At 71.8% G+C, this 20,178-nt stretch carries 17 protein-coding genes; 12 read left to right on the top strand and 5 right to left on the bottom strand.

Annotated elements, in window-relative coordinates; translation table 11 throughout:
• Window positions 1-159: 159 nt before the first annotated feature.
• The 3 genes from ABD54_RS18385 (at window position 160) to ABD54_RS18375 (ending at window position 3,149) form a co-directional block, all read left to right on the top strand.
• Window positions 160-507, top strand: coding sequence for a helix-turn-helix transcriptional regulator (locus tag ABD54_RS18385; protein ID WP_047870742.1), 348 nt, complete (start codon window positions 160-162; stop codon window positions 505-507).
• Window positions 504-977 carry an SRPBCC family protein gene (locus ABD54_RS18380; protein ID WP_047870741.1) on the top strand — a complete coding sequence of 158 codons (474 nt, stop codon included), beginning with the start codon at window positions 504-506 and terminating at the stop codon, window positions 975-977. The genes ABD54_RS18385 and ABD54_RS18380 overlap by 4 nt, the downstream gene beginning before the upstream one ends.
• Before the next feature lie 87 nt (window positions 978-1,064).
• On the top strand, window positions 1,065-3,149 hold the full coding sequence (locus ABD54_RS18375; protein ID WP_047870740.1) for an ATP-dependent DNA helicase: 2,085 nt from the start codon (window positions 1,065-1,067) through the stop codon (window positions 3,147-3,149).
• A gap of 36 nt (window positions 3,150-3,185) precedes the next feature.
• Here the strand turns inward: ABD54_RS18375 and ABD54_RS18370 are convergent, their stop codons facing one another.
• Both ABD54_RS18370 and ABD54_RS18365 read right to left on the bottom strand, forming a co-directional pair.
• Window positions 3,186-3,713, bottom strand: a complete 528-nt coding sequence (locus ABD54_RS18370; protein ID WP_047870739.1) for a DUF6315 family protein — start codon at window positions 3,711-3,713, stop codon at window positions 3,186-3,188.
• Between the two features lie 183 nt (window positions 3,714-3,896).
• Window positions 3,897-4,244, bottom strand: coding sequence for a hypothetical protein (locus tag ABD54_RS18365; protein WP_047870738.1), 348 nt, complete (start codon window positions 4,242-4,244; stop codon window positions 3,897-3,899).
• 225 nt (window positions 4,245-4,469) lie between these two features.
• On the opposite strand from ABD54_RS18365, the gene ABD54_RS18360 reads away from it, so the two are divergent.
• Complete coding sequence (locus tag ABD54_RS18360; protein ID WP_047870737.1) at window positions 4,470-5,987, top strand: hypothetical protein; 1,518 nt, start codon at window positions 4,470-4,472, stop codon at window positions 5,985-5,987.
• 73 nt (window positions 5,988-6,060) lie between these two features.
• On the opposite strand, the gene ABD54_RS18355 is transcribed toward ABD54_RS18360, so the two are convergent.
• A complete protein-coding gene (locus tag ABD54_RS18355) occupies window positions 6,061-6,846 on the bottom strand; it encodes a glutamate racemase (RefSeq protein WP_200904137.1) in 786 nt (261 codons plus the stop codon).
• A gap of 253 nt (window positions 6,847-7,099) precedes the next feature.
• Between ABD54_RS18355 and ABD54_RS18350 the strand changes: the two genes are divergently transcribed.
• The 5 genes from ABD54_RS18350 to ABD54_RS18330 all read left to right on the top strand — a co-directional run bounded on the left by ABD54_RS18350 (window position 7,100) and on the right by ABD54_RS18330 (window position 13,106).
• Window positions 7,100-8,545 carry an FAD-binding oxidoreductase gene (locus ABD54_RS18350; RefSeq protein ID WP_047870736.1) on the top strand — a complete coding sequence of 482 codons (1,446 nt, stop codon included), beginning with the start codon at window positions 7,100-7,102 and terminating at the stop codon, window positions 8,543-8,545.
• Window positions 8,546-8,610: 65 nt separating this feature from the next.
• Entirely contained in the window at window positions 8,611-9,897 is a 1,287-nt protein-coding gene (locus ABD54_RS18345) for a cyclopropane-fatty-acyl-phospholipid synthase family protein (protein ID WP_047870735.1), read from the top strand.
• A 226-nt stretch (window positions 9,898-10,123) separates the two neighbouring features.
• Window positions 10,124-10,609 carry a hypothetical protein gene (locus ABD54_RS18340; protein WP_047870734.1) on the top strand — a complete coding sequence of 162 codons (486 nt, stop codon included), beginning with the start codon at window positions 10,124-10,126 and terminating at the stop codon, window positions 10,607-10,609.
• 195 nt (window positions 10,610-10,804) lie between these two features.
• Window positions 10,805-12,088, top strand: a complete 1,284-nt coding sequence (locus ABD54_RS18335; RefSeq protein ID WP_047870733.1) for a sugar ABC transporter substrate-binding protein — start codon at window positions 10,805-10,807, stop codon at window positions 12,086-12,088.
• Between the two features lie 112 nt (window positions 12,089-12,200).
• Window positions 12,201-13,106 carry a carbohydrate ABC transporter permease gene (locus ABD54_RS18330; protein ID WP_047870743.1) on the top strand — a complete coding sequence of 302 codons (906 nt, stop codon included), beginning with the start codon at window positions 12,201-12,203 and terminating at the stop codon, window positions 13,104-13,106.
• Between the two features lie 23 nt (window positions 13,107-13,129).
• On the opposite strand, the gene ABD54_RS18325 is transcribed toward ABD54_RS18330, so the two are convergent.
• Entirely contained in the window at window positions 13,130-13,429 is a 300-nt protein-coding gene (locus ABD54_RS18325; RefSeq protein WP_047870732.1) for a hypothetical protein, read from the bottom strand.
• A gap of 166 nt (window positions 13,430-13,595) precedes the next feature.
• Between ABD54_RS18325 and ABD54_RS18320 the strand changes: the two genes are divergently transcribed.
• Complete coding sequence (locus ABD54_RS18320; protein ID WP_047870731.1) at window positions 13,596-14,495, top strand: carbohydrate ABC transporter permease; 900 nt, start codon at window positions 13,596-13,598, stop codon at window positions 14,493-14,495.
• A gap of 214 nt (window positions 14,496-14,709) precedes the next feature.
• Here ABD54_RS18320 and ABD54_RS18315 read toward each other — a convergent pair whose 3' ends face one another.
• A complete protein-coding gene (locus ABD54_RS18315) occupies window positions 14,710-16,269 on the bottom strand; it encodes a long-chain fatty acid--CoA ligase (RefSeq protein ID WP_047870730.1) in 1,560 nt (519 codons plus the stop codon).
• A 376-nt stretch (window positions 16,270-16,645) separates the two neighbouring features.
• Here ABD54_RS18315 and leuS point away from each other — a divergent pair, with 376 nt between their 5' ends.
• Both leuS and ABD54_RS18305 read left to right on the top strand, forming a co-directional pair.
• Window positions 16,646-19,141 carry a leucine--tRNA ligase gene (gene leuS / locus ABD54_RS18310; RefSeq protein ID WP_047870729.1) on the top strand — a complete coding sequence of 832 codons (2,496 nt, stop codon included), beginning with the start codon at window positions 16,646-16,648 and terminating at the stop codon, window positions 19,139-19,141.
• An 86-nt stretch (window positions 19,142-19,227) separates the two neighbouring features.
• Complete coding sequence (locus ABD54_RS18305; RefSeq protein ID WP_047870728.1) at window positions 19,228-19,818, top strand: hypothetical protein; 591 nt, start codon at window positions 19,228-19,230, stop codon at window positions 19,816-19,818.
• The last annotated feature ends 360 nt before the right edge of the window (window positions 19,819-20,178 follow it).

Below are 20,178 nucleotides of genomic sequence, written 5' to 3'. Positions count from 1 at the left end.
CCCCGAACCCCCCGAGGCACCCCCCTGCGGCCGGGGCCGCGGTGGTCGGCGGAGCGGGAGGGGAGTCCCCCGCGACGCCGTTCTTCGCTCTTGACCCGTTGGTGTTTCACGAGCCATAATCAACACATTTGTTGATTAACAGGAAAGTTGAATGCGCAGATGGCGACCGACCCGCTGAGTCTCACGTTCGCCGCACTGGCCGACCCGACCCGTCGGGCGCTGCTGGCGAGGCTCGCCGAGGGCGAGGCCACCGTCAACGAGCTGGCGGAACCGTTCCCCATCAGCCTCCAGGCGGTCTCCCGGCACCTGAAGGTGCTGGAGCGGGCGGGCCTGGTCAGCCGGGGCCGCGACGCGCAGTGGCGCCCCTGCCGGCTGGAGACCGCCCCCCTGGAGGAGGCCACGGGGTGGATCGAGCGCTACCACCGCCGGTGGGAGGACCGCTTCGACCGGCTCGACGCGGAGATCCGCCGAATCCAGCAGACACAGACCGCAGGAGAGCAGTCATGAGCGACCTCACGGTGATCGCCGAGCCCGGGCAGCACGACATCGTCGTCACGCGCAGCTTCGACGCGCCCCGCGACGTGGTTTTCAGGGCCATGACCGACGCCGAGCACCTCGCCCGCTGGTGGGGGCTCAAGGAGAACGAGACCGTCATCGACCGCGCGGACCTGCGCCGGGGCGGTTCCTGGAGGTTCGTCGAGCGCGCCCCCGACGGCCGGGAGTACGCCTTCCACGGCGTGGTCCACGACGTCGTCGCGCCCGAGCGCTTCGTGCAGACCTTCGAGTTCGAGGGCATGCCCGGGCACGTGTGCCTGGAGACCACCACCCTGGAGGAGGGGGACGGGCGCACCCTCTACACGTCGACCACGGTGTTCCAGAGCGTCGAGGACCGCGACGGCATGGTCGAGTCCGGCATGGAGTACGGCCTGAAGCAGTCCATGGAAGCCCTGGACGAGCTGCTGGCCGCGATGGGCTGAGCGCCTCCGGGCGGGATCGGCCGGGCCCGGCCGATCCCGCCTGTGGACAACGCCCGCCCTGTCCCCCGGGGCCGGTACTGTCGATCCGTGGCAGATCTCCCCGACGTTCCCACCCTGCTCGACGCGGCCGTCGCCGCCCTGGGCGGCAGCCGCCGCGAGGGCCAGGCGACCATGGCCGGTGCCGTGGCCGAGGCGGTCGACAAACGCGAACACCTGGTGGTCCAGGCCGGTACCGGCACCGGAAAGTCCCTGGCCTACCTGGTGCCCGCGATCAGACACGCCATGGCCGAGGAGAGCACCGTGGTGGTCTCCACCGCCACCATCGCCCTGCAGAACCAGCTCATCGAGCGCGACCTGCCGCGCCTGGCCGGGGCCCTCGCGCCGATGCTGTCCCGCGAGCCCACGTTCGCCGTCCTCAAGGGCCGCCGCAACTACCTGTGCCGCAACCGGCTCCAGACCGCCGGCGAGGAGGCCGAGGACACCGAGCTGTTCGACCCGCGCCAGCTCTCCTCGCTGGGCCGGCAGGTGGCCCGCCTGCACGAGTGGGCCGAGGACACCGTCACCGGCGACCGAGACGAACTCGTCCCCGGCGTCAGCGACCTGGCCTGGCGCCAGGTGTCGGTGGCCGCCAACGAGTGCATGGGCGCCCGCATCTGCCCCTTCGGCCAGGAGTGCTTCGCCGAGTTCGCCCGAGAGGCCACCCAGGGCGTGGACGTGGTGGTCACCAACCACGCCATGCTCTCCATCGACATGTCGCAGGGCTACCACATCCTGCCCGAGCACAACACGATCATGATCGACGAGGCGCACGAACTCGTCGACCGCGCCACCTCCGTGGCCACCGGCGTCCTAAGCGAGCGCACCGTCAACGCCGCGGCCAAGCGCGCCGCCCGCCTGGTCGAACCCGGGATCAGCGAACGCCTCACCGAGTGCGCCGACGGCCTCGCCCTGATGTTCACCGAGTCGCCCGACGGGCGCCTGGACCACATCGACGACGCCCTGGCCAACGCTGTCGCCGCCACCCGCGACGCCGCCTCGGCCTGCGTCACCGCCATCGGCCCCTCACCCGGCGAGTCGGACCCGGACGGCGCCAGCGACCGCCGCCTGGCCCTGGCCGCGCTCGGCGAGGTGCACGACACCGCCGTGCGCGTCCTGGAGTCCTTCGAACCCGCCCTGCGCGACCGCACCGAGGTCGTCTGGCTCACCAAGACCCCCGGCCGCCAGCCCGCGCTCCACGTCGCCCCGCTCGGCGTGGGCGGACTGCTGCGCGAGAAGCTCTTCGGCGACCGCACCGTGGTGCTGACCTCCGCCACCCTCACCCTGGGCGGCTCCTTCACCTCGCTGGCCAACCAGTGGGGCCTGGGCCGCGAGGTGGCCCGGGAGGCCGCCGAACGCGCCGCCGCGGGCCGCGACCCGGAGCCGGACGGACCCCGGAACGAGGAGGGCGCCGACGACGAGGACGGGCCGCACCGCGCGGCCGGGGAGCCCCGCTGGCGCGCGCTGGACGTCGGCTCCCCCTTCGAGCACGCACGCCGGGGCATCCTCTACGTGGCCACCCACCTGCCGCCGCCCGGCCGCGACGGCCTCGCGCCCGCCTACCTGGACGAGATCGGCGGACTCATCGAGGCCGCCGACGGCCGCGCGCTGGGGCTGTTCTCCTCCATGCGCGCCGCCCAGCAGGCCGCCGAGGAGCTCCGCGAGCGCCTGGACCAGCCGATCCTGTGCCAGGGGGAGGACTCCACCGGGCAGTTGGTGCGCCGCTTCGCCGAGGAGGAGCGGTCCTGCCTGTTCGGCACCCTGTCGCTGTGGCAGGGCGTGGACGTGCCCGGACCCTCGCTGTCCCTGGTGATCGTGGACCGCATCCCCTTCCCGCGGCCCGACGACCCGCTGGCCTCCGCGCGCCAGCGCGCGGTCGCCGCACACGGGGGCAACGGCTTCCTGTCGGTGGCCGCCACCCACGCCGCCCTGCTGCTCGCCCAGGGCACCGGGCGCCTGCTGCGCTCCACCGAGGACCGGGGGGTCATCGCCGTCCTGGACCCGCGCCTGGCCACGGCCCGTTACGGCGGCTTCCTGCGCGCCTCCCTGCCGCCCTACTGGGGGACCACCGATCCGGCGGTGGCCAGGTCGGCGCTGCGCCGCCTCGCGGGCCAGCCCGAACCCGCCGCCGGGTAGGGCACCGGGGCCGTGTCGGGCGAGCGCGGTCCGGTCTCAGCCGCGCGTGCGGTAGCCGAACAGCCGGACCGCGTACGCGGGGGACTCGTCGTCCTCCGCCTCCTGGATGAACCAGCGGTCGTCGTGCTCGCCCACCAGGAGTTCGTTCCACATCATGTCGATGAGCTTGAGCCGGGAGACCACGGACGCCTCGGGGTCCAGCACGATCGAGTAGGCGCGGTCGGTCAGCCGCTGGGTCACCATGCCCACGGACTGGCCGTCCCAGATGGCCGGGACGGGGGCGTGCCCGACCTCGACCCCGCACAGCCGGAGCTGCTCCACCTCTTCGTCGAGGGCCTCGGCCGCCAGGGCGCCGTCCAGCCGCAGGGCGTCCTCCAGTTCGTCGCGGTCCTCGTCGGCGCGCATGTAGGCGTGGTAGGTGCGGTAGCCGCAGGTGCGGCACTTGCGCCAGACGACGCAGCGGGCCAGTCCGTAGGCGGACTGCGCCTCGCCCACACTCTGGTAGTCGCTCACCTCGCGAATCGTGCCGCAGTCGCAGCACAGGGCCGTGAGATCCTGCTTCATCAGAGTCCCCCCTCCGAGGCGAGTATGCGACGGATGAAGCCCGTTAGGGAACCCGTTCTGCGAGGAAGTCGCGGCAAGGACTCGTCATCAATGCCCAAAATGACCCGGTCGCGGGTTTCGGGCCGTCCCCAACGGCGTGTCGGTGTGGCGAGTCTTACCCTCGCCCAGTACGCCCGCGCCCACTCACTCGTCCAGAGACAGGCCGCGCTTGTTGCGTGCGCTCCAGTCGCGCATCCGCTGCGGGTAGCCGACGATCTGCACGTCGTAGGCCGGGGCCGCCAGGTTCCGGGCCACCTTGCGGATCACGTCGGGCGAACCGCACCGGCGGCGGATCCACTCGCCGTCCGTCGCGACCGCGACCGCCGTGGCCCGCGTGGCGAAGGTCTCCGGCTCGACGAAGAACTCCACGCCCACCCGGCTCTTGGCGAACTCGATCAGCGCCTTGATGTCCGAATCCTCGGCATCCCGGTCGAAACGGGCCTTGCCCTTGCGGTTGGCCTTGCGGAGTCCGAAACGGTCTCGCCATCCCATCGGCGCTCATGTCCCCTTGGTACAGCTCGGTGCGGCTCGGCGCGGCTGGATGCTCGGGACCTCGCGAAGGCCCCGCCGGGCGCCACGGCCCCGAGTCTAGCGGTCCGGGGCGCCCCCGACAGGACGCGTATCCCCGTGCTCCGCGGCTTTGCGCGTTTTCCGGACAGCCCTGTCACGGCGCTGCTACGTTCTGTTCTCACATGGTGCTTACAGGGGGTGCAGACCATGCCGATGTGGACGTGGGCGGGGGAGACCGCACGACGACTCAGGGCGGTCGGCCAGGCGGAGCTGGCTGAGGCGGTAGCGGGTCTGCCAGTGCTCTGCGAGGCCGGGGACCCGGTGCGCGTGGAGGCCGTGGCCCGTTCGGCGCTGCGCACCGCGCGCCGACTGGTCGCCGAGGCGGGAGCGGTCGAGGCCGTGGTCCCCGGGGTCTTCGGTCCGCCGACCCTGTTCTTCCTGGCGCACTGGCCCCTGGCCGTGCGCGTGGGCGCCCTGGCCGAGGGCGGGCGCGCGCTCGCCCGGGTGAGCGCGGCGGCCGACGACGAACCCGAGCCCCTGGCCCACGGCCCGCTGCCGGTGTCCCTGCTGGAGACCCTGGTGCGCTGCCACGCCAACATCGACGCCCGCGGCACCACCGGACAGCGCCGGGAACTGCTCTCCACCCGGCGCCTGGCCGGTTGGGAGCGCACCCCCGCCTGGCCCTCCTTCACCCTCGCCCGGGTCAACCTGCTCATCGACGAGGACCTGGCCGACCGGGCCGAGAACGAGCTGCGGCGTTACGAGCACACCGCCACCGGCCCGGCCATGCTCGGCGCCGAGGGGGTGTTCACCCTCGTCAGGGCCCTGCGCCACCAGGACGAGCACGCCCAGGCGCTGGAGGTGCTGGACCGTATGGAGGCGGAGCTGGTCCTGGACGAGGCCAACCCTCGCCGGGCGGCACTGAACCGGCGCATCCGCTTCGAGCGAGCCCGGCTCCTGTCCTGGCTGGCCCGCCTGGGCCACTGTCCGCCCCAGGAGGCCATCGTCCCCCTGCCCACCGTGGAGGAGGCCGAGGCGTACCCGAGTCTGAGGCCCGCCTGGGTGGAGGCGGTGGAGAACCTGGTGTGCCAGGGCGCGGTGCGCAACGACTGGCGGCTGGGAGTGCGGGTGACCACCTGGTCGCGCTACTTCGAGCGGGTCGGGGCGCCGCGCCGCGGCGCCGAGCTGGCCCTGTCCGCCGCCCGCCTGGCCGCGGTCCGCGGCGCCCGCTGGGTGGCCGGCTGCTCCGCGCAGCGGGCGGAACGGCTCATCGGGGAGCTGGGGAGCACCGAGGAGATCCTGGGAGACCTGGCCGAGGTGCGCGCCATGATCGCGACGATGCCCCCGGTCCGGCCGCTGGCCCCGGCCGAGGAGGTGCTGGACTTCCTGCGGGCGCAGCCCGCGGAGGAGGTCGACCCCGAGCAGCAGGCCGAACAGGTCAACGCCGCCCTGGAGAGGATGCCGCACGACACCCCGCTGCTGACCGCGCTCGGCCAGGTCGGCCGGACCCTGATGCTCTCGGACGCCGCGACCGAGCCCCAGTGGCGCCACGTGCGCGAGCAGCCGGGGGACCAGCGCGCGGCGCTGTCCCTGCTGGAGACCCTCCTGCACGACAACGACACCGTCGGGGTGCGCACCCTCGTGAGCACCCTGGCCGCCGGTGCGCTGGACGGCCCGGAGCGGGTCGGCGCCCCCGGGCGGGGAACCCTGGCGCCCCACCCCTGACGGGCGGTCACGGGGGGCGGCCGTCGCCGGTGTGACGCGAGGGGCGGGCGGGACCGTAGCGGGAGGAGTGCCCTCAAACGGTCGCCGCGCCCAACCCGGACGCCAGCGAGCGCCCCGCGGGGTAGGACAGCGCGGCGGCCGGCAGCCGGGAGGTACGACCGCTGGCCAGCACCCGCACCCGGCCCGGGGCGGACCCCACGGGCCTCTCGCCGATCCGGCGCAGGGTCTGAGCGGCCACCGCCCCGGCGGCGGTGAACAGCTCCGCCCGTCCGCCCAGGGCCGCCGAGATCCGCGCGCCCACCAAGTCGTAGTGCGTGCACCCGAGCACCACGCCGTGCACGTCTCCGGGGGTCAGTTCGGCGGCGTAGGCCACCGCGTCGTCGATCAGCCGCGGGTCGGCCGACTCCACCGCCTCGGCCAGCCCGGCGCAGGCCACCGCGGTCACCTCCACGCCGCGGGCGAAGGTCTCGACGAGCTGGCGCTGGTAGCCGCTGCGCGTGGTCGCGGCGGTGGACCACACCGCGATCGGCCCTCCGGCCGCCGCCGCGGGCTTGATCGCGGGCACCGTACCGACCACCGGGACGTCCGGCTCGAACTCGGCGCGCAGTTCGGCCAGCCCGTGCACGGACGCCGTGTTGCACGGCACCACCACGGCGTCCAGCGCCGCGTCCCCGGCGGCCTCCTGCGCGGCCCGGGCCCCGGCCAGGGCGCGCGCGACGATCTCGTCCGGGGTGCGCGGACCCCAGGGCATGTGGTCCGGGTCCATCGACAGGAACAGGTCGGCGTCCGGCCGTGCCACACGCAGGGCCGCCGCGGTCGAGAGCATGCCGATACCGGAGTCAACGAGAGCGATACGCACGAATCCCGATCCTACGACCACCTCCGCACCGCGTCGGCGGGACACCGCGCGGCGGCGTCGGACCCGCCCGCGGCACCCGTGATCCGGGCGCGACCGCAGGCAGGACGCCAGGGGGGAAGACACGGAACAAATGGGGTGGCACAAAGCCGTTACCGGTAGGTAGAACTGAGTGGATCGGCCGTCCCAGCCGCCCGGCGGCCGTGGCCGATCCGGCACGCGATTGCGTGTCGCCGACACCGGAACGGGAACTGGGATGACTTCTCAACAGCAGGTCACGGGCAGTGCCGCCCCCGCGCGGACGGGGCTGGCCGAGCACATAGCGGCGGTCCACAAGCTGCGCCGCGACTACCGGGCCCTGCCCCAGAAGGCGCCGGTGCGCCTGGCCAAGCCCACCTCCAACCTCTTCCGGTTCCGCGAGCCCACCGGCGCCCCGGCCCTGGACGTGTCCGCCTTCACCGGAGTCATCTCCATCGACCCCGCCGAGCGCGTCGCCGACGTCGGCGGCATGACCACCTACGAGGACCTCGTCGCGGCGACCCTTCCACACGGCCTCATGCCCACGGTCGTCCCCCAGTTGCGCACCATCACCATCGGCGGCGCCGTCACCGGCATGGGCATCGAGTCCTCCTCCTTTCGCAGCGGACTGCCGCACGAGGCCGTCCGGGAGATGGAGATCCTCACCGGAGGAGGCGCCGTCGTCACCGCCACCAGGGACAACGAGTACAGCGACCTCTTCCACGGCTTCCCCAACTCCTACGGGACCCTGGGCTACAGCCTGCGCCTGCGCGTCGAACTCGAACCGGTCTCGCCGTACGTGCACCTGCGCCACGTGCGCTTCCACAAGGCCGCCGAGGCCATGGACGCCCTCTCCCTGATCTGCGCCGACCGCGAGTACGGGGGCCAGCCGGTCGACTTCGTGGACGGGGTCGCCTTCGGCCCCGACGAGCTGTACCTGACCTTGGCCCGCTTCACCGACGAGGCCCCCTGGACCAGCGACTACACCGGACAGGAGGTCTACTACCGGTCCATCCAGCGCTACGCGGGCAGCGGCCCCGGCGACTACCTCACCATCGCCGACTACCTGTGGCGCTGGGACACGGACTGGTTCTGGTGCTCCCGGGCCTTCGGCACCCAGCACCCGCTGGTGCGCCCCCTGTGGCCGCGCTTCCTCAAGCGCTCCGACGTCTACCGCAGGCTGGTCGCCTGGGACCGGCGCACCGACTTCTCCCGCCTCCTCAACCACTACCGGGGGCGGCGGCCCAAGGAACCCCTCATCCAGGACATAGAGGTGGGCGTCGAACGCGGTGCCGAGTTCCTCGACACCTACCACGCCGAGATCGGCATGACCCCCGTGTGGATGTGCCCCCTCCGGCTCCGCGAGCCCCGCCGCCCGGGCCAGGGCGAGGGCGAGCACGTGTGGCCGCTCTACCCGCTCGACCACGACCGCCTCTACGTGAACTTCGGCTTCTGGGGCCTGGTCGACATGAAGCCGGGGCAGCGCCGGGCCCACCACAACCGCCTGGTGGAGGAGACGGTCGCCGGACTGGGCGGCCACAAGTCCCTGTACTCGGACTCCTTCTACGACGAGGAGGAGTTCTGGCGTCTGTACAACGGCACCGCCTACGCCGGGCTCAAGCAGGCATACGACCCCGACGGGCGGCTGCTCGACCTGTACGCCAAGTGCGTGCGCAACCGCTGACGGCACGAGACCACAGGGACGCGATCCGAGCGTCACCGCGTCCGGCTAGAGGGAAGGACAGAGCAATGCGGCTCGCTGAGATCTTCGAACGCGTCGTCGGACCCGACGCGCCCATCCGGTTCACCGCCTACGACGGCAGCGGCGCTGGGGACCCCGGCAGCGACGTGGCCCTGCACGTGCGGACCCCGGTCGCGGTGAACTACCTGGCGCAGTCCCCCAACGCCGTCGGCCTGGCCCGGGCCTACGTCTCCGGCCACCTGGAGCTGGAGGGGGACATGTACACCGCCCTCCGACGCATGGCGGACTTCGTCTTCGCCGACGGGTTCGGGGTCTCGGTGCGCGACGCGGTCGAGATCGCGCGGTCGGTGGGCTGGGTCAAGTTCGTCAACCGGGTCGCCCCGCCGCCGCAGGAGATGCGCCAGGGCCGCCTCAGCGGACTGGGCTGGCGCCACTCCAAGCAGCGCGACGCCGAGGTGATCCACCACCACTACGACGTCTCCAACGCCTTCTACGGGATGGTCCTGGGGCCGTCGATGACCTACACCTGCGCCGTCTTCGACGACGAGGACGGGGCCCTGGGCCGGGTCGGCCGCTTCGACGGAGCCCTGGAGAGCGCCCAGTTCCGCAAGTACGAACTGGTCTCGCGCAAGCTCGGCCTGGAGCCGGGCATGCGCCTGCTCGACGTGGGCTGCGGCTGGGGCGGCATGGTCATGCACGCCGCACGCGAGCACGGGGTCCGCGCGCTCGGTGTCACCCTGTCCAAGGAACAGGCCGACTGGGCGGCCAAGAGGATCGCCCAGGAGGGGCTGTCCGGGCTGGCCGAGGTCCGCCACATGGACTACCGCGACGTCCCCGACGGCAGCTACGACCGGATCAGCTCCATCGGCCTGACCGAGCACGTGGGGGCGGACAACCTGGCCTCCTACTTCGCCTCGCTCAACGACAAGCTCGTGCCCGGGGGGCGTCTGCTCAACCACTGCATCACCCGGCCGCGCAACGACCTGCCGTCCCTGAACCGCGGGGGCGTAATCAACCGCTACGTCTTCCCCGACGGGGAGCTGGAGGGCCCCGGCCGGATCCAGACCGCCATGAACGACGCCGGGTTCGAGATCCGCCACCAGGAGAACCTGCGCGAGCACTACGCCCTGACCCTGCGCCACTGGGGCGCCAACCTGGACCGCAACTGGGACGAGGCCGTCGCCGAGGTCGGTGCGGGCACCGCCCGGGTCTGGCGGCTCTACATGGCCGGGTGCGTGCTCGGCTTCGAACGCGACGTGGTGCAGCTGCACCAGATCCTCGGCGTCAAGCTGGACGGCACCGAGGCGCACGTGCCGCTGCGCCCCTGGTTCTGACCGGCCCGCCCACCCGCCTCCGCGGGCCGCCGCACGAGCGCGCCGAAGGTCCTCCCCCTCTCCCCTTGTTCGCCGGGGGAGGACCTCGGGCCTGTCAGGGGCCGGGCGGGCCCGCTTCGCGGCATCATGGACCCGGGGCGTGCCAGGCGGACGCACACCCCGCCGCGCGACCGGCGGGGCCCGGCCGCACGACCCCGGCCGCACACCCACCAGAAGGGACCACGAGGTGTCCTCATCCTCCGACGGCAGCACCGACGGGACCACGCCCGCGCCCGACGCGCCCGACCACGTCAAGCGGACCGCGATCGACCTGATCGAGGCCTACGCCGACCGCAACCGGCAGGAGCTCGACGGGGTCGTCCCGCGCGCCGCCGACGACGTCGAGGCCGTCACGTCCGAGCTCAAGGTCATCGCCGCCTTCCTCGGCCGCCGCGTGCAGCAGACCGGAGTGGTCTGGAAGCCCGCCGACTCCCGTGAGGCCGTCGCCCGCATGGTCGCCGAGATGCTCCCGCCCGAACTGGAGTTCGCCGTCTCCACCGCCTGGGAGGCCCACTCGGTGGGCGAGGAGGAGGCCGCGGAGCGCTTCACCCGGGGCGACCCCATGGTCTACGTGCACATGCTCGCCGCCTTCGGCGCGGCCATCGGCCTGGCCGTGTACAAGCGGGCCGAACTCCTGTCCACCCTGCGCCAGGTCACCGGACTGTCCGAGTAAGGGCGTGTGATCAACGGGCAAAAGGCTCGAAAGAGACTCGTGCGACACGCCGTACCGTCCGCGACACTCCGGATATGTCCAGCCTTCTAACGGCTCAGACACAAAAGGCAGTGGTTTACTTCACTCGACGCGGTTCTTTACGTAGGTTTCCTACCAACCCTGAGGGGACCCTCGAAAGGAACGGGAGGCGTGCCGATGGCCCGCAGAAGAACCCACAAGTACGTTCCGCTCCCCGCCGCCGTCGCGGCGCTGGTCCTGGCCGCGACGGCGTGCGGGAGCGGAGGAGGCGGGGCCGCCGACTCCGACGGCCTCCTGGTCTGGATCATGCAGGGCACCAACCCCGATGAGACGGGGTTCTTCGAGGCGGCCAACGCCGCGTTCACCGAGGAGACCGGCGTCGGGGTGGACGTCGAGTTCGTCCCCTGGCAGGACGCCCAGAACAAGATCTCCACCGCCATCGCGGGCGGCACCATGCCCGACGTCGCCGAGCTCGGCAACACCTTCACCCCCGGTTTCGCCGACGCCGGAGCTCTGCACGACCTGTCCGGCTACGACATGGACACCTCCCGGTACATCCCCGGCCTGATGGAGATGGGGCAGTTGGGAGAGGGCGTCTACGGCGTCCCCTGGTACGCCTCCATCCGCTCCGTCGTCTACCGCACCGACGTCTTCGAGGAGCACGGTCTGGAGCTCCCCGAGAACTGGGAGGAGCTGCGCGAGACCGCCCTGGCCCTGTCCGAGGCGGAGGAGGACATGATCGCCTTCCCCGTCCCCGGAGACGCCCAGTACTCGGTCATGCCGTGGATCTGGGGCGGCGGCGGGGAGATCGCCGTCGAGCAGTCCGACGGCACCTGGGTCTCGGAGATCGACAGCGAGGAGGCCCGAGCCGGGATCGGGTTCTTCACCGACCTGGCTCTGGAGGACGGCACCTCCACCACCGGTGCCGTCAACTGGAACGAGATCGCCGTCATGGAGGCCGTCGCGGAGGAGGAGGCCGCCATGGCCATCCTCGGCAGCGCCAACCCCAAGGCCATCCTGGAGGCCAACCCCGACCTGGAGGGCAGGCTGGGCTCCTTCACCCTGCCCGGCCAGGACGGCGGCTACATGCCCTCCTTCGCGGGCGGCTCGCTGCTTTCGGTCTTCGAGGGCACCGGCCAGGAGGAGGCCGCCTGGCAGTACGTCCGGCACCTGACCGGCGAGGAGTTCGGCATGCGCTGGTCCGAGGAGACCGGCTTCTTCCCGGGCGCGGTCGAGCGGGTCGACACCTTCTCCGAATCCGCCGACCCCATCCTGGAGTCCTTCGCCGTCCAGCTCAACGAGGCCAGCCGGGGCGTGCCCGTCACCCCCGCCTGGACCCAGGTCGAGGCCGAGAAGGTCCTGGTCGGCATGCAGCAGGACATCCTCAACGGCGAGGCCACCGTGGACGAGGCCACCGAGAGCGCGGCCAGCGAGATCGAGCGCATCCTCAACGGGGGGTAGACACGTGCGAACACCGGTCGGGTTGGGCACTGCCAGCAGCGAGCCGGGGCCCGGGGCCCGCCGCTCAGCCGAGCCGTCGTCGCGACGGCTCCGGCCGCGGCGGGCGCCGCTCCTGGGCCACCGGGGCCGCAGGGCGCTCCTGCCCTGGGTGCTGCTCGCACCCGCGCTGACGGTCATCGGACTGCTCCTGTTGCTCCCGCTCGCCCGGATCGTGTGGCTGTCCTTCCGCGAGTACCAGCTGCGCAACCTCGTCTCGGGCGAGTCCGACTTCATCGGGCTCGCCAACTACGCCGCCCTGCTCACCGACCCCTACCTGTGGCGGGTCGCCCTGCTCAACACGGTGGTCTTCGCCGTGGTCGCGGTGGTCACCACCATCGCCGTGGGCACGCTGGTGGCGCTGCTGCTGGCCACGCTGCGCCCGGCGCCCCGGATCATCGTGGTCTCCTGCATCATGGTCGCCTGGGCCATGCCCGCGGTCAGCGGAACCTACGTGTGGATCTGGATCTTCGACGTCGACGGCGGCGTCGTCTCCCAGGCACTGGCCTCCCTGGGCCTGGTGGAGCCCTCCGGGTACAACTGGTTCGCCGACCGGCTGTTCTTCTACGCCATCGTCACGCTCAACGTGGTGCACGGGGGCTTCCCGTTCGTGGCGGTCACGGTCCTCGCCGGGCTGCTCACGGTCCCCGCCGAACTGCACGAGGCGGCACGCATCGACGGCGCGGGCGCCTGGAAGCGCTTCTGGCACGTCACCTTCCCGGTGCTGCGCCCGGTGTTCGCGGTGGTCACCGTGCTCTCCACCATCTGGGACTTCAAGGTGTTCGCGCAGATCTACCTCATGCCCGGCGGCGACGTGGGCGGCTCGGAGATGCTCAACCTGGGCGTGTGGTCCTACGTGCGCTCCTTCGGCCACAACGACTACGGCCTGGGCTCGGCCATCGCCGTGCTGCTCACCCTGCTGCTGCTGGTGATCACCGTGTTCTACCTGCGCGCGCTCTTCCGAGAGGACGAGCTCCGATGAGCGCGGCGGCCTCCGCGGCCCGCTCAGCGGGCGGGGTCGTGGACCCCCGCCACGAGCTTGTCGCGCACGCGGCGCCAGTCGACCGAGGCCAGCGAGCGCCGGTCCAGGTCCTCGCGCACCGCGCCCATGGTCCGAAGGTCGTACTCGTCCAGCGGGCGCCCGTCGTCGTTGTCGCGGTTGACCAGGTTCTCGACGTAGGCGTGCAGCAGCCGTCCGCTGGGGTCGCGCAGGGCGTGCCGGACGGCGCGGTCCCGGAAACGGGCGTCGTGGGGGATCCAGCTGATGACGACCTCGGTGGGGGAGGGCCCAGGGAAATCGCGCACGGTGCTACGCCACCGTCTCCGGCGACCCTGTCGACACGGCCATCACTCCTCCTCCGCCGGGACGCGAAGGACGTCCCGCCCCGGACAGTGCAGGAGTCTAACGGCCCCGTCCGAGCCCGGAACAACCGGATTCGGCCCTCCGGTCACCGCTGAGGAAGGAACGCCCGTGGTCACGCGCACAGAGGCATCCGCCGCCGACACCGACTGGGAGGGCCGCGTCCGCGACGCCCGCCGCAGCGGCGAGGTCCGCAGGACGGGACGGTTCCTGGCCAAGTCCGCCGGAGTGGCCGTCCTGCTGCTGTTCACGCTCTTCCCCGTCTACTTCATGCTCATCAGCGCGTTCTCGGACCGGGCCACCTCTGGGGCCGGAGCGCTGCTGCCCACGGGACTGTCCCTGGACAACTTCGTCTACGTCCTCACCGAGGCCAGGTTCGGCCGGTACATGCTCAACTCGCTCACGGTCGCCTGCATCACCGTGGCCGGAGCGTGCGTGCTGTCGCTGCTGGCCGCCGTGGCGGTGGCCCGCTTCCGGTTCCGGTTCCGCACCGCGGTGCTGGTGATGGTGCTCATCGTGCAGATGGTGCCGCTGGAGGCGCTGGTCATCCCGCTCTTCCTCCAGGTGCGCGACCTACAGCTGCTCAACACCATGCTCGGCCTGGGCGTGGTCTACGTGGCGCTGTCCCTGCCGCTGGCGGTGTGGATGATGCGCGGCTTCGTGGCCGCTGTGCCCGTGGAGGTGGAGGAGGCCGCCTACATCGACGGGGCCTCCTGGGGCCAGATGTTCTGGCGGGTGCTGTTCCCGTTGGTGGCGCCCGGCCTGGTGGCCACCGCCATCTTCTCGTTCATCGTGGCGTGGAACGAGTTCGTGCTGGCGCTGACCTTCATGACCCAGAGCGAGAACTACACGGTGGCGGTCGGCCTGCGCCAGTTCTTCGGCCAGTACGCCAACGACTGGGGGCACGTGATGGCCGCCTCCACCCTCATCACCATCCCGGTCATGGTCTTCTTCGTCCTCGTGCAGCGCTTCCTGGTCTCCGGGCTAGTCCAGGGAGCCGTCAAGGGATGAGGGCGGGACCGGTCCACGGGGAAGGGTCCGGGCGTCCACGGGGCGGTGGAGGAGCTGGAGGCGAGACGGCGAGCAGGACTGCGCGGCAGGCACCGGTCGAGGCTGTCGGCCCGCCCTGTCGCGAAGCGCCCCCGGACGGCGGTGGCGGGCGTCGGGCGGGCCGAAGCGAAGCGGAGGCCCGAAGAGAACAGGACCGGCCACGGCGCGCCGGGGGTCAGCCGCGCAGTTGGCGCTTGAGGATCTTGCCGGTGGAGGTCATCGGCAGCTCGGTGCGGAACTCCACCTCGCGCGGGTACTTGTACCCGGCCAGGCTCTCCTTGGCCCACGCGACGAGCCCCTCGGCGGTGACCTCGGCGCCCTCCTTGGGGATCACGAACGCCTTGACCTCCTCGCCGTGGGTGTCGTGGGGCACGCCCACGACTGCGGCCAGGCTGACCGCCTCGTGGGTCATCAGGACCTCCTCGACCTCGCGCGGGTAGACGTTGTAGCCGCCGCGGATGATCATGTCCTTGGACCGGTCGACGATGAAGTAGAAGCCCTCCTCGTCGCGGCGGGCGATGTCCCCGGTGCGGAACCAGCCGTCGCGGACCACCTCCGCGTTGACCTCGGGGCGGTTGTGGTACCCCTTCATCACGCAGTGCCCGCGCACCGCGATCTCGCCCTCCTCCTCCACCTCGTTCCACTCGGGGTCGATGAGCTTCATCTCCACACCCCACACCGGCAGCCCGATGGAACCGGTCTTGGCCTTGACCTTCGGGTTGTTGAACGAGACCACCGGGGAGGTCTCGGACAGGCCGTAGCCCTCCTTGATGCCCACGCCGAAGGTCTTGGTGAAGTCCTCGGCCAGTTGCCCGGGCAGGGCGGCGCCGCCGGAGACCGCGTCCACCATGCTGTCCGCGATCTTCTCCAGGTCGTAGGCGCCGGGATCGGCGGCCCGGACGGCGCCCAGCAGCCCCCAGTACATGGTGGGCACGCCCGCGAAGGCGGTGACGCCCTCCTTCTCCATGAGTCTGAGCGCCTCGGCGCCGTCGAAGCGCGGCATGAGCACCATCGTGCCGTGCCGGTACAGGGCCGCGTTGAGCATGACCGTCTGGCCGAAGATGTGGAACAGCGGCAGGACCACGAGGGCGACGTCGCGGCCGTCGGGGTGGGCCTCGACCAGCCGGGCGGAGCCGACCGCGTTCAGCAGCAGGTTGTGGTGGCTCAGCTCCGCGCCCTTGGGCTTGCCGGTCGTGCCGCTGGTGTAGATGATGACCGCGGTGTCGTCTGAGCTGGCCTGCACCGTCTCGAATTCGCCGGGCTGGCCCTCCAGCGCCTTCCAGAAGGTCTCGGCGCCGTCGATGGTCGACTCGGTGGCGCCCGCGGAGGCGGGCAGGTCCACGTAGAACTCGCAGGAGTCCACCTTGCCGAAGGCCTCGAAGGACCGCTCGCCCAGCGGGAGTTCCGGCGTGCCGGTGAAGGCGAAGAGGGCCCTGGCCCCGGAGTCCTCCAGGTGGTAGGCGATCTCGCGCGGGGTCAGCAGCACGTTCAGCGGCACGATCACCGCGCCTGCCTTGAGGGCGCCGAAGTACACGAAGGGGAAGTAGGGCACGTTCGGGCTGGCCAGCGCGATCCGGTCCCCCGGCCTGATCCCGCGCGCGACCAGCAGGTTGGCCACCTGGTTGGCGATCATGTTGGTGATCGCGTAGTTCAGGCGCAGGTCGCCGAAGACCAGGCACTCCTTCTCCGGAGCCGATCGGGCGCCGTCCTCCAGGAGCACGGACAGGTTGAGCATGGGGGCCTCCCGCAGCCAGATGGGTCCAGTGAACGCGCGACGATTCGGGGTGATGTGACCCGCGTCGCGTGTTCTGCGCCACTTTGACGGAAGAGTAACAAACCGGCTGGTCGGTGTGGAGGGGGGTGGGAGTCCGTAATCTCACCGATCTTCCCCTCCGCCCCGGCGGCCCCGGGACCGAGCGCGGAGAACGGCGACGCCGGGCCCGCCCGCACGGGGCGGAGGAGGGCGTTTCCGGCCCCGTGTCCCGGTCGCCGCCCCGGCAGCAGCCCCCGTGCGCACCCGCGCGGGGCCGCGCGGAACCCGTCCGCGCCCCGACCCGCCAACCGCTAACCTGAGTGCTGTACACCCCGAACCGGCTAAGGAACACGTGGCGATGACAGCGGTAGACGGCGACCAGACGACGGGCGACACCTACGACGCCCGGGCCCTCCAGGACAAGTGGCAGGCGCGCTGGGCCGCTGAGCTTCCGTTCCAGGCCGACGAGGACCCCGGGGACACCCGCCCGCGCTCCTACATCGTCGACATGTTCGCCTACCCCTCCGGCGACCTGCACATGGGCCACGCGGAGGCCTACGCCATCGGCGACGTCATCAGCCGCTACCGCCTCCAGCGCGGCGACAACGTCCTGCACCCCGTCGGCTGGGACTCCTTCGGCCTGCCCGCCGAGAACGCGGCCATCAAGAACAACTCCCACCCCGCCGAGTGGACCTACGCCAACATCGAGACCCAGGCGGCCTCGTTCCGGCGCTACGGCATCAGCGTGGACTGGTCGCGCCGCCTGCACACCAGCGACCCCGAGTACTACCGCTGGAACCAGTGGCTGTTCACGCGCTTCTTCGAGCGCGGACTGGCCTACCGCAAGGACGGCCACGTCAACTGGTGCCCCCGGGACCAGACCGTGCTGGCCAACGAGCAGGTCGTGCAGGGCAGGTGCGAGCGCTGCGGAGCCGACGTCGTGCGGCGCAGCCTCAACCAGTGGTACTTCCGTATCACCGACTACGCCCAGCGCCTGCTGGACGACATGGACCAGCTCGACGAAGGCCGCTGGCCGGACGAGATCCTGGCCATGCAGCGCAACTGGATCGGCCGCTCCACCGGAGCCGACGTCCACTTCGCCATCGAGGGCCGCGAAGAGCCGGTCACCGTCTTCACCACCCGGCCCGACACCCTCTACGGGGCCACCTTCTTCGTCGTGGCCGCCGACGCCGACCTGGCCGACGAGCTGTGCGCTCCCGAACAGCGCGAGGCCTTCGACGCCTACCGCTCCGACGTCGCCAAGCTCTCCGACATCGAGCGCCAGGCCACCGAACGCCCCAAGACCGGCGTGTTCCTGGGCCGCTACGCGATCAACCCCGTCAACGGCGAGCGCATGCCCGTGTGGGCGGCCGACTACGTCCTGGCGGACTACGGCCACGGCGCCATCATGGCCGTACCCGCGCACGACCAGCGCGACCTGGACTTCGCCCTGGCCTTCGACCTGCCGGTCCGGGTCGTGGTGGAGACCGGCGAGCCCGACCCCGTCGAGGCGGGCACGGCCACCGCGGGGGAGGGCGTCCTGCGCGACTCCGGCCCGCTGGACGGCCTGGCCAAGAACGAGGCCATCGAGCGCATCACCGGGATCCTGGCCGAGCGCGGCACCGGACAGGGCACGATCAACTACCGCCTGCGCGACTGGCTGCTCTCCCGCCAGCGCTACTGGGGCACCCCCATCCCGATCATCCACTGCCCCTCCTGCGGCGAGGTGCCCGTCCCCGACGAGCAACTGCCCGTCACCCTGCCCGAGCTCAAGGGCGCCGAACTGGCCCCCAAGGGCGTCTCGCCCCTGGCCGCGGCCACCGAGTGGGTCAACGTCGACTGCCCCTCCTGCGGCGGCCCCGCCGAGCGCGACACCGACACCATGGACACCTTCGTGGACTCGTCCTGGTACTTCCTGCGCTACTGCTCGCCGCGCCTGGACACCGCCCCCTTCGACACCGAGGCGGTGGAGAAGTGGGGGCCGGTGGACCACTACATCGGCGGCAAGGAGCACGCCACGCTCCACCTGATGTACGCCCGGTTCTTCACCAAGGTCCTGCACGACATGGGCATGGTGTCCTTCACCGAGCCCTTCCGCCGCCTGACCAACCAGGGCCAGGTCATCAACCAGGGCCGCGCCATGTCCAAGTCCCTGGGCAACGGAGTGGACCTGGGCAGGGAGATCGACGCCTACGGCGTGGACGCGGTCCGGCTGACCATGCTCTTCGCCTCCCCGCCCGAGGAGGACGTGGACTGGGCCGACGTCTCCGTCGTCGCCGCGCAGAAGTTCCTCAACCGCGCCTACCGGGTGATGAGCGAGGCGGGCGCGGCCAGCGCGCCGGGAGCCGACCCCGCCAAGGGCGACAGCGACCTGCGCCGGACCACGCACCGCACCGTCGACCAGATCACCGCCCTGGTCGAGTCCCGCCGGTTCAACGTGGCCATCGCCCGCACCATGGAACTGGTCTCGGCCGCCCGCAAGGCCATCGACTCCGGTCCCGGCGCCGCCGACCCGGCGGTCCGCGAGGCCGCCGAGGCCGTGGCCGTCTCCCTGTCCCTGTTCGCGCCCTACGTGGCGGAGGAGGGCTGGGAGAAGCTCGGCCGCAGCGGCAGCGTCGCCGTCGGCAACTGGCCCGAGGTGGACCCGGCCCTGCTGGTGCAGGAGTCCGTGACCTGCGTGGTGCAGGTGCAGAGCAAGGTCCGTGACAAGCTGTCCGTGGCGCCCGACATCGACCCGGCGGAGCTGGAGCGGCTGGCCCTGGCCTCCGAGAAGGCACAGGGTTTCATCGGCGACAAGCAGATCCGCAAGGTGGTCGTGCGCGCGCCCAAGCTGGTGAACATCGTCGTCGGCTGACCAGGCACACGAGGGGCGGCGGCCGCTGCGCGCGGCCGCCGCCCGTGTGCGGTCGGCTCGGTGACCGACAGGGAGGCGGTGGCCGGGTGGGTCCCCTCGCGCGGGTGGCCGTGATCGGCGCGGGCACGGTGGTGCTGTCCGCGGTGGCGATCGGCGGCGGACTGTGGCTGGCCGGGGACGACCCGGGCGTGCCCGAGAGCGGCGACGTCCACGCCGCGGCGCCCGGGTGCGCGGTGGTCTCGGACGCGCTCGTCACCGGCCTGGTCCCCGGCGCGGTCCTGGAGTCCTCCGAGCACGGACCCCTGGCCGACGGCGACAGCACCATGTGCTCGTGGTCCTCCGCCGGTCTGACCGATGGGCCGGCAGGGGTGCTCCGGCTGGACCTGTCCGCCCGGTTCACCGACACCGCGGGGGAGGAGCCGGTCACCGGCGCCCAGCAGGCGAGGGAGGCCTACACCGCCCTGACGCCGGTGCGCGGAGAGGCCGTGGAACTGCCCGCTGGGGAGGGCCGGGTGTGGCGCGGCCAGATTCCGGGTACCGCCGAGCTGGCCTTCCCCGCCGACAACCTGCTGGTGCGGGTGTCCTACGCCGGGACCTCCGGCACCGAGCCGGTCGACTTCGCAGAGGCCCGGGACCTGGCAGTGGAGTTCGCCGTGCAGTTCGGAGAGGTCCTGTGAGCGACCAGCAGCCCGATCCGCGGGAGCCCGAGCACTCCCGAGAAGCCCAACAGCCCCCCCGAAATCCTCAGCCCCAGCAATCGCGGGAGCATCAGGAACCGCGGGAACACGAGCCACCCCAGCCGCAGGAGCAGCAGCCTCAGCAGGGGAATGAGGCAGCGCGGTCACAGGGGTCACAGGAACCTCCCCAGTTGCACGCAGAGCAGGAGTCGCCTCAACCGTCCCAGTCGGCACAGCCTCACGGCCAACAGCAGCCGTTTCCGCCGTCTCAGGCACCACAACCCCACGGGCAACAGCAGGCCTACCACACACACCAGGCTCCACAGGGGCAGTACCCGCCGCCCCCCGGTGCCCCGTGGC

The sequence above is a fragment of the Nocardiopsis sp. RV163 genome, assembly GCF_001029525.1.
In the GTDB taxonomy this organism is placed as follows: Bacteria; Actinomycetota; Actinomycetes; order Streptosporangiales; family Streptosporangiaceae; genus Nocardiopsis; species Nocardiopsis dassonvillei.
Note: the sequence above shows the minus strand (reverse complement) of the source record. Positions and strands in the feature narration are given on the sequence as shown.